A 12179-nucleotide genomic window follows, 5' to 3' on the forward strand; every position below is an offset into this window, starting at 1 on the left:
ATTCAAAACGAAAACCATCTTGATCTTCATCTTTTTCATTAAATTTTCACAAGCTTATCCTAGTTTTTCATAGGTCCCGTTTATGCTTTGAGAACAAAAATTCAGTCCTTGCATCGCAAAGACTGAATTCCTATTTGGTTATGAAGCAAGAGGACGACTTTTTGGTTTATTCTCTTTCTTCCAAATAATAAATAAGACAATTAAGCTTAACACAGAGAGAACTAGACCAAGGGTAGACCATTTTTGCTTAAAGAAAAGCTCAACTTTATGTTTTCCTCGTGAAATTGGAAAAGATAAAAAACTATCCCACGATTTCTTCGTTTCAACTTGCTTACCATCAACCTTGATTTTCCAACCTTCATTGTATGGAATCGAAGTCATCATAACGGTGCTCTCGTCTGTTATATTCACCTTACCAACTATATGTGTGTTGTTGAACTGCTCTATATTCAACTCTTGATTTTTTCTCGCATCTAGCACTTCCTTAATTTTTTCAACATCAGCTCTATATAATACTAAATGAGATAAATCAATGTCATCAAATTGGAATCGGAATTCAATAACTGATTCCTTTTGTGGCGTTCGATCTGTAATCTGCCATATTTGTCTTTGAGAGAAAACAATTAAATTACTTAACAAATCACCGTTTACTGATACTGTGTAGCCGTTTCTACCAGTTAGTGTCTGTGGCGAAAACAAATAATATGTATTATCACTCTGAGGCGTGAACTTATAACGAATCACTCCCTCTTTCGAATTATCTTTTCTTCTATAGATGTATTCTCCGCTGTCCTTATTTTCTTTGACAACTTCTACATTTTCCACCTCAATATCGTTAAAACCCAAAGGCGTAAAATAATCAACATAACCAGCACTTCCAACTGCAACGCCCTGCATCGCATTTAAAATTCTATTTTGGTTATTTACAGCATCATTGCTGTTGAATTTTAAGTCACTAACAAGATTATTTGTTCCATATGCGATAGAAAATGAATTTGGATTTTTACGAACGATGTACCGTTCATCTTCATAAACCTTTTCAGTAAAATATCGTTCCATATCATAACGATTCGTATACCGAGTAAAATTCATTCCCCCAGGTTGAGGTTCCTTCTGGTTATCTGTGTCATCTTTGAAATCCATATAATATCGAACGCCATACAATGCATCTGTTAATGGAGTCCCATTTGCATAAATTGTAGAGAAATATCCCCCTATATTTCCCATATATGAAAAATGATCAATTGTTGATTTTTCCTGAGTTGAACTAAAGTTCTCCAAGCCAGGGTACGTTAAAAGCGAAGGACTTGTCCTAGAATAGGCAAAGGTAGAGGCCATACGATAAAATTTTCTATCAGCATGTTTTTTTACATGATCCACTACTCGCTTCACTGAAGTAGTTGCATCTACAAACTGATCAACATCGTTATAGTAAAAACCAACTTGGGAAAGATAGGCATTATAACCTAGCTCAAAAAATGTCATCCCATAAAGCAAGACAACTGCTAGCTTAGACATTTTAGGCTTAATGGAAAAAATTACAAAGACATATGTGAAAAAGGTCAAATAGATCTGTGAAAATAGAAAACCTTTCACAGCCAAGATCGCTGAAACCAGAAGCAAAACAGCAGTTAAAATAACTCTTGTTACCTTCTTTTCTATATTTTCTTTGGACAACTTCCAGTATAAGTACAATATGATACAAGCATTGATGATTGTAAACAATGCAATCAATTGTAAGTGACCAGAAATAATCAGTGTGAAAGTCTCCGGTTGCAGTTGTTTTATATAAGCGAATGTTGTATTGGACAAATAGGAGCATGCAAGCAATAAAAGGATAAGTGAAATTACTTTTCCTTTTTTCGAAACCTCAATTCCTTTTTTTAGTGCTTGGAATGCCAATACTAACATGAAAAATGAGAACAACCAGGAAAAACGATAAAAAAATCCTAATGGCATTTGGCCCATATGCCAAATTTTATTTACAAATTCATTAACAAATGAGATAAAGAAAATACAAGTAACGACACCCGCAGACCATTTCTTTATGCTACAAATTTTTTTACATGAAAAATACAAAATAAATCCGACAAATCCAAAGGCTCCTATATAGATATTCGGTAGGCTTGGCCCCATTACCCAGGCTCCTGAATCAAAACCACCAATTGTTAACTTAGATAAAATATCCAGTGGCTTAATCATTAAGTCTAACGAGAAAGTCATTCCTGGGTTGTAACCACCTCTGCTTTCGAGAAGGCTTGATAAAACAGGTAACAAGATTACAGAAGCTAAACCACCTCCAATCACTGAGGCTCCGAAAGCTCTCAATAACGGCTTAAAAAAGTTACTTAATTTTAACTTTAATGTTCCTTTATCACCTAATTTGGAAGATACATAAAAACAAGCATATAAAACTATAAAAATAGATGCCATGTAACCCATGTAAAATTGGAAGAAAAGCATCATCCCTAAGGTAAGAGAATATTTAAAGATGCTCCCACCATCCAATAACTCTTCCAAATAAGCGATGACTATCGGAAGCATAATCATAGCATCATAGAATATTACATTCATCTGGTAGGCAACAAGCATTCCAGATAAAGCATATGCTGTGGATAGCAAAGGGACAAGATACTTCTTCGAACTCAATCCCTTGTATCTCTTAATCAATAGAAAAGCAAATGCTAAACCTATTGCTCCGTACCTCAGCCAAATAATGAGGAATACGGCGAACCCATAAAATTGAAATGGGGTAATAATAAAAATCAGATTAAAAGGGCTCAGCAAATAATATCCAACCAATCCTGCCATTGGTCCCCCGAGTGACTGGGTAAACGAATAGCTCAGGTTAGAGAAATCTCCCGATAAGACTGAATTCTTCAATAATCCAAAAAAACTAACATACTGTTGTCCAAAATCAACAGACATCAAGCTTCTGCTACCAAATGGGTATAAACCAATTATCGCCCATACGATAAGCATGATTAGCATAGGTAAAAAAGCACTCAAAAAATAGATTGCTTTTTTAGGGTGCTTATCTAATAATCGTAATATAGGTTTCGATAACGATACCATTTTACTTTCTCCTAAATTATTTTCCTTTTATAAACATAATTACTCTCCCATCGTCCCTCCCAAGACGAACGGAAAAAGTTTAATCTATCACCTCAGTGATCAATCCTGTATCGACATCATAGACAGCTCCTGAGATAATGACATCGTCTGGAATCAGCGGCGATGCTTTTACGAGAGCGACATCCTCCCGGACGCTCTCGTAGATATCTTGAAAGGGTAGGAAGTCTTGGTCTCCGACATCAACACCCAGTTCCTTCTTCAGATGCTGACGGAAGCCTTCATTCTCAAAGGTTTGCGCTCCACAGTCTGTGTGGTGCAAGACGACGATTTCTCGAGTCCCCATCTGTTGCTGTGAGATGACCAAGGAACGAATCATGTCCTCTGTCACGCGCCCTCCTGCATTCCGCAAAATATGGGCATCCCCCAGAGCAAGCCCCAGTGCTGGTGCCACGTGAAGACGAGAGTCCATACAGGTTACAATGGCCACTTGCGTTTTTGGTTTGATCGGAAGATGGAGGTCTCCATGCAATTCAACATAGGCTTGATTGGCTTTTAAAAAATTCTCAAAATAGGACATTAGGATCTTCCTTTCTGGTTGGTAAAATAGTTTGAATACCAAATCATTTACACTCTATCTTACCATCTTTTTCCCAGATTGTCAGTTGTCAGCCTACATGAAAAAGGAGAGTAAAAGCAAACCGACTTCTACACTCCTTTCTTATCTTATGATCGTCTTGGTAAATAACGATTCAGCAAGCCAGCAAAGGTTTGAAGATTGAGACTTTGAACATATACCTCACCAGTCCCTCTAAAGGTATTGACAACACCCTCACCTGTTCCGATGGATTGCCAGAAACCATTTTCCAAATGGATATTATAATCCAAAGACTGGCTCCAAGCAACGACATGGGCATTATCAATGGTGATTTCTTGATTGTTTAGCTCAATTTTTTTAATTGAGCCGTAGGCATTCACCAAGAGGGTCCCTTGCCCTTGGGTCGTCATGACGAAGAATCCACCCTGACCACCAAAGAGAGCCTTACCAATCGATTGGGTTTCCATTGTATAGAAAGCTGAACCATCCAGTGCAAGGAAGGCACCGTCGTTCAAGCGATACTGCTTTTCACCCAAGTAGAGAGGCACCACCTGACCTGGTGAGTCGGGTGCCAATGCTAGGTAAGCATTATTAGACTGGGCAAATACCTGAGTAATAAAGGTGCTTTCACCCGAAACCATTGACCGTCCAACTGCTTTCACAAAGCGTCCCACACCAGAGCCACTTGCATTTAATTTGGTGTTGAGGGTCACATTAGGCGTATGGTAGACCATACTCCCCCGTTGAATATAGACAGTTTCACCTTGATTGAGAGACAGCTCGACCAAAGGGAACTGCACATTGTTATCTGTAAAAAATTGCAAAATAAGTAACCCCCTATGTTTAGTAAGTATAGAAAAAGTATAGCACAGGAAAAACTTTTTTGCAAACGATTCCAAGACCTGATTAAGAAAAGACTTTTTTCAAAACTTCCCCTACCGTGGAGACTGCTATCACTTTGATGCCATCTGGGATCGCGATCCCTTGGAGAGAATTTTTTGGTGCATAAATCTTAGTGAAGCCTAGTTTCGCCGCTTCGTTGATCCGTTGCTCGATCCGAGTCACTCGGCGAATCTCTCCGGTCAAGCCAATCTCACCGATAAAGGCCTCTTGCGGATTGGTTGGAAGCTCCTTGTAGCTGGAAGCAATGGCTACCGCTACAGATAGATCAATGGCCGGTTCGTCCAGTTTGACACCACCTGCCGACTTGAGATAGGCATCTTGATTTTGAAGAAGAAGTCCGCAACGTTTCTCTAACACAGCCATAATGAGGCTGACCCGATTAAAGTCAAGACCCGTTGTCGTCCGCTTGGCATTTCCAAATACAGTCGGTGTCACCAAGGCCTGAACTTCCGCCAAGATTGGTCTGCTGCCTTCCATGGTGACGACAATGGCAGAGCCAGTCGCCCCATCCAAGCGTTCTTCTAGAAAGACCTGACTGGGATTGAGGACCTCAACCAGTCCACCTGATTGCATCTCGAAGATCCCTATCTCATTGGTGGAGCCAAAGCGGTTTTTGACCGCTCTCAAGATCCGGAAGGTATGGTGGCGCTCGCCCTCAAAGTAGAGCACCGTATCCACCATGTGCTCCAACATCCGAGGGCCCGCCAAGGTCCCTTCCTTGGTCACATGCCCTACGATAAAGATGGCAATGTTATTAGTCTTAGCCAGCTGCATAAGTTCAGCTGTCACCTCACGCACCTGAGAAACAGACCCCTGCACCCCTGAAATCTCAGGAGACATAATGGTCTGGATCGAGTCAATGATGAGGAAGTTGGGCTGGATGCGTTCCACCTCTGCTCGCACGCTTTGCATATTGGTCTCAGCATAGAGATAAAACTCACTGTCGATATCCCCCAAGCGCTCTGCCCGAAGTTTGATCTGCTGGGCTGATTCCTCTCCACTAACATAGAGTACCGTTCCCACTTGAGACAACTGGGTCGACACTTGGAGGAGCAGGGTTGATTTCCCGATCCCTGGATCCCCACCGATGAGGACTAGACTTCCTGGCACCACTCCTCCTCCAAGCACACGGTTGAATTCCTCCATCTCCGTCTTGGTCCGGTGAACATTGATAGAGGTCACGTCCGCCAATTTCATGGGTTTGGTCTTTTCACCTGTCAAGGATACCCGTGCATTCTTGACCTCTGCAACCTCGACCTCCTCAACAAAAGAAGACCAAGACCCACAGTTAGGACAGCGTCCTAGGTATTTGGGTGAATTGTAGGCACAATTTTGACAAATAAATGTCGTTTTTTTCTTTGCGATGATAAACCTCTTTCTAAATCTCTATCTCACACTCAATCACTTGGCAAAAATCAATGGTTTCATTCGGTACAAATTGACACATGAGCATGCGATGGGTAACCACTACAAGCTTTTGATAGTCTCGGTACTTGGCCAAACTTTCAATAAAGCGAGCTCTCATATCCTCAGCAGTTTCATATTGAATTGGGCTATCCGGAAGGAGCTTCCCATTATTTTCTAGAAACAGAGTCCGAGCTGTTTCAAAATTCTTTCTTCCACTTTCGTAGACCTGCCATTCGTGCAATAAGGGTTCCACTTTCAAAGGTAGGCCCGTAGCACAAGCCAGATAAGAAGCCGTTTCTAAAGCTCGCGTTACTGCTGAAGCTACTAGCAGATCAGCTGATTGGAACAAGGGGTTTTGGCAAAGGTCCTGAGCCTGTTTCCTTCCCTTCTCAGATAAGGGAGCTAAATCCATTCCAAATCCGGAATAAGTACGCTCCTCTAATACACGATAATCTGGCTCCCCGTGACGGACAAAGATAATCTTCATATTAAGATCCCCATAAAACTATCCAATCTTGATTCCGCAATCTTGCCACTGCTTCAGTGTTTTAGAGAATTTCTTCTGGTTGGCAACTCCGACAGCAGACAAATCGACAGAAACCTGATAATTCTCCTTAACAGCTGCCAAAATGGAAGCCTTGACACATCCATTGCCATCTACCCCTATAAACTCTATGCTTTTAGCACCGTTTCCCTCTAAAAAATCTTTTAAATCTGGATTAGTAAAGCAAGAAGCCCGACGCTTCTCAAAAATACGAGAAGATACAACCAGCAAGCCGGTCGCAAATTTCTTCTTTCTATCTTTTCTCTCCCAGAAAAAACGATTGAGAATATAGATAACTCGGTCGCTAGGATAGGTAGCAATTTTGTCATTTACAGCTGCAGTCAGTTCTTCATGATATGCTTTTCCTACAGCAACATAATCTGACTGCATGTCTACAACTAATAAATAGTCTGCCATTTTATTCCTCTATTTCCCTGTTGACCCAAATCCACCGGTCCGCACGCCGTCTGCTTCATCCCCATCTGCAATCAAGAATGGAGCAAAGACAGCCTGAACCACACGTTCACCGACTTCAAGGATGACTTCTTGGTCCGTAATATTTTTCATCTGAGCAAAGATATGGCCTTCATTTCCTGGATTGCCGTAGTAGTCTCCATCGATAACCCCAACAGAGTTGATCAAGACCAATCCCTTCTTGCGAGGATTAGACGAGCGGTCATAGAGATAGAGCACCTCAGTCGGTTGCATATAGGCCTTGACCCCAGTTGGGACGAGGACGATCTCTCCTGGTGCAATCACTGTGCGCTCTGCCACCTTTAAGTCGTAACCAGCTGCGTGTGCTGTCTCCCGTTTTGGCAACAAGTCCTGATTGGTATAGCTTGATACAAGTTCAAATCCACGAATTTTTGTCATCATGATTCCTCTTTCATTCTAAATAGTTTCCATCTCTTCTATTATACCATCACTTCGCCCTAGCGTCTCCCCTCTACTACTATTCGTATTTTTTCTGACAAACACACAAAAGCCCCCTCAAACGAGGAGACTTTTGCAGGAGATTATATGAAAAAAGTAAACTGTATCAAACAAAGTTAGGAGGTCTTTGTTGATGAGACTAGTTTACCTCTTTCTCCTTAAAAAATCCTAAAGAGTTTACAATTCTTGTAAAAGATAACGAAAGAGTTCGAGATTGCCTTTTTCTTCTTTGACTAGGAACTCTGGATGCCACTGCAAACCGATGATGCGATGACCATCCACTGCTTCGATAGCTTCAATGGTCTGGTCGCGTGGGTCAATGGCTGTCACTCGAAAGTTAGGCGCCAAGTCCTTGATGCTTTGGCGATGCACAGAATTGATCTGGCTAGCTTGTCCAAAGAGACGCTCCACCACGCTGCCTTTTTTGGTCTCAATGGAATGAGAAGTACCAAAAGGAAGCCCTTGCCAGTGTCCTTCCACTTCTTGATGGAGAGTCCCACCGAAGGCAACATTGACGAGCTGAACTCCTCGGCAGATAGCTAGGACCGGCTTGTTTTGACGGACTGCTTCTTTCAACAAGGCCAACTCAAACTGATCGCGCTCGAGATTGTAGTCATCACTCTCGATGGCGATCTCTTCTCCATAAAAGCTAGGATGGACATTTTGCCCCCCACTGAGGATAAGCTTGTCCACTGTCTCGATATAATCTTTGGCAAAAGACGGGTCTCCCACAGGAATGACCATAGGAAGGCCACCTACTTGCTTAATGGTTTCCGCAAACTTACAAGATACAGACGAATGGATATTTTTCCCATCTGGATCCACTGCGCATAGATTGGCAGAGACTCCAACAATCGTTCTACACATGGCCTTCCCTCCTTTGATATTTCTATTCCCTATTTTATCATCCCACTTCAAGAGCGTCTAATATGTATTTTTTAAGGGCCTGATAAATATTTTTTATCACCTATAGACAAAAAAACAGGCTTGTCTAGCAAGGCTAGAACAAAACCTGTTTTAGAAATTAATTTTCACGTTTTTTATAAACCAAGGCGCTTCCAGCTACTGCCAAAGCAAGTCCTGCAGCCACTAGTCCCTCACTCACTGTTTCACCTGTAGAAGGAAGAGTATGTTTCTTTTCTTCTTTTGGTTGACTTCCAGAAGGCTTATCACCTTTTGGTTTGTCTGTTGATGGGGTGGTTGGCGGAGTAGTTGGTGGTGTAGTTGGTGGTGTGTTTGGAGTAGTTGGTGGTGTTGGTGGTGTGTTTGGAGGAGTTAGGTAGTTTACGACTGTCCCCTTATCTACTACAAGGTTAGGTGCGGCTTTTAATTCGCTAGCAGATACAGTAATAACATCCGTTGATAGTTGGTAACCAGCTGGCGCTGTCAACTCCTTAATAACATAATCCTTAGCCTCAAAGCCTACAAAGCTTACAAGACCGTTGGCATCTGAGGTCGCTGTCGCTTGACCTTCCCCATATGGGTTGGCAACTGGGGTCACACCATCTGCCTCAAAGAGTCCAAAGACAGCTCCTGCAAGGTCTTGACCGACTAGGTTCACCTTATGCAATTGAATATTGTAAAGTTTCAACTCAGGTTTCTCAACCACTGGTGGAGTTGGTGGAATAGCAGTGAATGGTTTGTTGACAACTTTTCCTTGATCAAGTACTTGATCAGTTGAAGCAATCAATTGACTAGATGAAACAGTAATCGCTTCTTCAGAAAGTTGGTATCCTTCTGGTGCTGTCAATTCTTTCACTACATAATCCTTGGCTTCAAGTCCTGTAAAGGTAACGAGACCATTGGCATCAGATGTCGCTGTCGCTTGACCCTCGCCATATGGATTTGCAACTGGTGTCACACCATCTGCTTCAAAGAGTCCAAAGACAGCTCCTGCCAAGACTTGACCTTCATTATTGACTTTGTGCAATTGGATGCTGTAAAGAGTCAATTCCGGTTTCTCAACAACTGGCGGAGTTGGTGGAATAGCAGTAAACGGTTGGTTCACCACATTTCCTTTATCCACTACCAAGTCTGTCGCAGCGCTCAATTCTGTTGCAGAGACAGCGATTGAAGCAGTTGATAGTTGGTAACCTTCTGGTGCTGTCAATTCTTTCACTACATAATCCTTAGCCTCAAAGCCTACAAAGCTTACAAGACCATTAGCATCGGATGTCGCTGTCGCTTGACCTTCGCCATAAGGGTTGGCAACTGGTGTGCTACCATCCGCTTCAAAGAGTCCAAAGACTGCTCCTGCTAGAGCTCGACCTTCACCATTGACCTTGTGAAGTTGGATGGTATAAAGTTTAGCTTCTGGTTTTTCAACTACTGGTGGTGTTGGTGGGATTTCACTTGTGACAAAGGTATTGGTGAAGGATGTCTTCGCACCATATGCCACTGTAGCCTTGATCGTATTGCTTGCGTCATCTTTCGTAACTGTTACTGTCACTTCGATGCTCGCTTGATCGTAGGTCATTCCTTTTTCTTGAGATTGAGGGATTACTTCCTTAATTGTGTAGTGGAAAGTTTTCCCTGCATCTTCTTGTGAATAAGAAATTTCGTCAAATGCTACAGAACCATCTGCTGCATTTTGTTTTGTTTGAAGAACTTCTCCAGCTTCATCCAACAAGTTAAAGCTGAATTCGCCATCTTTTAGGTCACGACCTTCTAAAATCTTGCTAGCTGAAATCTGAGCTTTTGCTGGACTTGGAGCTGAGTAAGTATTTGCAAAGACCTTGTTTTCTGGATAGACAACTGTTGCTTTTAGGTTGTCTCCATCTTTTGTTACCTGAACGGTTACTTGTTTTTCTGCTGTATCGTATGTGATACCTGGTACGTTCCCCTTCACTTCCTTCACAGTGTAAGTGTGTTCACCTTCTGCTGTGTAAGAGATAGCATTAAAGGTTACTTTGCCAGATTTGTTAGTAACAGTTTGAAGTTTGTTAGTACCTTCGTACAATTCAAAACTAAACTCGCCATCTACCAAATCACGACCTGTCAACTCTTTAGACAACTCAATTGTTGCAGTCGTTGCGTTTGGTGTGAAGGCGTTAGTAAATGTTTTGTTTTCTGGATAAACGACTTCTGCCTTCAAGGCATCTCCATCACGAGTAACTTTAACAGTCACTTGTTTTTCAGAAGCATCGTAAGCAATAGTGGCATTATTACCTTTGACTTCTTTTACAGTGTAAGTGTGTTCACCTTCTGCTGTGTAAGAAATAGATTCAAAGGTTACTTTGCCAGATTTGTTAGTAACAGTTTGAAGTTTGTTAGTACCTTCGTACAATTCAAAGCTAAACTCACCGTCTACCAAGTCACGACCTGTAAGGGTCTTGTCTAATTCGATGACCGCACTGGTTGGTGTCGGTTCTTTGACAGTTTTCTTGTTTGTAACTGTTTTAAGGGCTGTTTTTGTTGTTCCAAAATCTTCTGCTTTGACATCAATTGGAGTGGCATCCAATTCATATCCTTCTGGAGCTTTTGTTTCAACTAATTGGTAAGCTGTGTTCAACAAACCACCAATACTTGCTTCTCCCTTTGCATTGGTTGTCAACTTACCGACAACGGCACCTGTTGCAACACGGATCACGTTAAATTCAGCACCTGCTAAAGCAGTGTTTTCATCCTGGCTATCAACTTTCTTGAGGTTGATGGAGAAGGTATATCCTTGGGCTTCCCCACCAGCAGTTTGATAAACGAATGGGTTGCTCTTAGTTTCAACAACTTTTTTTGCATTCAAGGTTACATTGTTGAGGAACTTTTCCCCATTTGCAGGGGTATAAGGAATCTTCACCTTATAGACAATCGAGTAACCTTCACCTTGGGCTACATTTCCCAAGCTGACTTTGAAACTCTTCTTATCTGCTCCAAACTCAACTGGTAAAGAGACAACTTGCCCGTTTTTCAATTCTAATTTATGCGAACTGTTAACGGCCCAATTCCCTTTTTTAATCACAAAGGAATCTTCTACATAGCTCATTCCTTCTGTTTGCAATTGGTCAGTCACAACTGCTTCTGTTAACGGCTCTTTCGCTGCATTGACACGTACTTCATATTGACGTGTGATGCTACCATCTGCTAAGGTTTCTGTCCCCCAGCTAACCTTGTCCAAGGTCTTTTCAGCATTCCCTGGGTCAACTACAAAGTCAACTTTTCCTACAGGGACAGGATTGTTATCCACATTCAAGGTGATTGGCACCTTGCTTGGAGATGCAGTTGCAGGCTCTACCCGAACTGCAAAGAACATGCTTCCTGAAATATTTGATTTCTTTTCCACATAATTTTCATAGGTCAAGGTGATGGTTTTATTTGCAGCATTAATGACTGCTTTTGCAACCACTGATTGACCATCCGGACTCATGACATCAAATGTTTGATCCGAGATAAATTTTAGATTCTGAGGGAGGGTAATAACCGCCTGATCCCCAGATTTGACCCCGTTCGGAACATTGAAAGTTAGATCAACCTTAATGTCCGTGTACTGGTCCACGGGTGACTTAGCAGGTGTGATCGTTTTACTTGTAATTTGGATCTTTCCTGTTGAGCCATCAGCATGGGCCGACCGAATTTTGGACAAACCAAAGACACTAGCTAAAACTAATACTAAGGTCAGTATTATTTTTAAGCTCTTTTTCATCATAAACTCCTTTTTTTTGTTTCTCTTATATATCACTAGCTAGAGTAATATACGAAACAAATATTACCATATTCAGAATATAAATG

The 12179-nt window shown here is 41.7% G+C and carries 9 protein-coding genes; all 9 read right to left on the minus strand.

What is annotated here, in order from left to right; all coding sequences use genetic code 11:
* Positions 1-138: 138 nt before the first annotated feature.
* The 9 genes from pgfM1 to ADH27_RS06215 all read right to left on the minus strand — a co-directional run bounded on the left by pgfM1 (position 139) and on the right by ADH27_RS06215 (position 12093).
* Positions 139-3075 (minus strand): glycosyltransferase PgfM1, encoded by a 2937-nt coding sequence (gene pgfM1, locus ADH27_RS06175; protein ID WP_048716608.1) that lies wholly within the window; start codon positions 3073-3075, stop codon positions 139-141.
* Between the two features lie 79 nt (positions 3076-3154).
* Positions 3155-3652 carry a beta-class carbonic anhydrase gene (locus ADH27_RS06180; RefSeq protein WP_048716611.1) on the minus strand — a complete coding sequence of 166 codons (498 nt, stop codon included), beginning with the start codon at positions 3650-3652 and terminating at the stop codon, positions 3155-3157.
* Between the two features lie 146 nt (positions 3653-3798).
* Positions 3799-4494 (minus strand): TIGR00266 family protein, encoded by a 696-nt coding sequence (locus ADH27_RS06185; protein ID WP_023027329.1) that lies wholly within the window; start codon positions 4492-4494, stop codon positions 3799-3801.
* An 82-nt stretch (positions 4495-4576) separates the two neighbouring features.
* Positions 4577-5938 carry a DNA repair protein RadA gene (gene radA / locus ADH27_RS06190; protein WP_082160983.1) on the minus strand — a complete coding sequence of 454 codons (1362 nt, stop codon included), beginning with the start codon at positions 5936-5938 and terminating at the stop codon, positions 4577-4579.
* Positions 5939-5951: 13 nt separating this feature from the next.
* The gene (locus ADH27_RS06195; RefSeq protein ID WP_048716615.1) at positions 5952-6467 is read right to left on the minus strand and encodes a histidine phosphatase family protein; all 516 of its coding nucleotides are present in this window, start codon (positions 6465-6467) and stop codon (positions 5952-5954) included.
* Between the two features lie 18 nt (positions 6468-6485).
* Positions 6486-6941: an isochorismatase family protein gene (locus ADH27_RS06200; protein WP_048716617.1), complete on the minus strand. Its 456-nt coding sequence runs from the start codon at positions 6939-6941 to the stop codon at positions 6486-6488.
* Between the two features lie 9 nt (positions 6942-6950).
* Positions 6951-7397 (minus strand): dUTP diphosphatase, encoded by a 447-nt coding sequence (locus tag ADH27_RS06205; RefSeq protein ID WP_048716720.1) that lies wholly within the window; start codon positions 7395-7397, stop codon positions 6951-6953.
* Between the two features lie 237 nt (positions 7398-7634).
* Positions 7635-8324 (minus strand): gamma-glutamyl-gamma-aminobutyrate hydrolase family protein, encoded by a 690-nt coding sequence (locus ADH27_RS06210; RefSeq protein ID WP_048716619.1) that lies wholly within the window; start codon positions 8322-8324, stop codon positions 7635-7637.
* 157 nt (positions 8325-8481) lie between these two features.
* Entirely contained in the window at positions 8482-12093 is a 3612-nt protein-coding gene (locus ADH27_RS06215) for a SpaA isopeptide-forming pilin-related protein (protein ID WP_053091437.1), read from the minus strand.
* Between the last annotated feature and the right edge of the window lie 86 nt (positions 12094-12179).

It is taken from the genome of Streptococcus sp. 343_SSPC (genome assembly GCF_001072385.1).
Lineage (GTDB): Bacteria > Bacillota > Bacilli > Lactobacillales > Streptococcaceae > Streptococcus.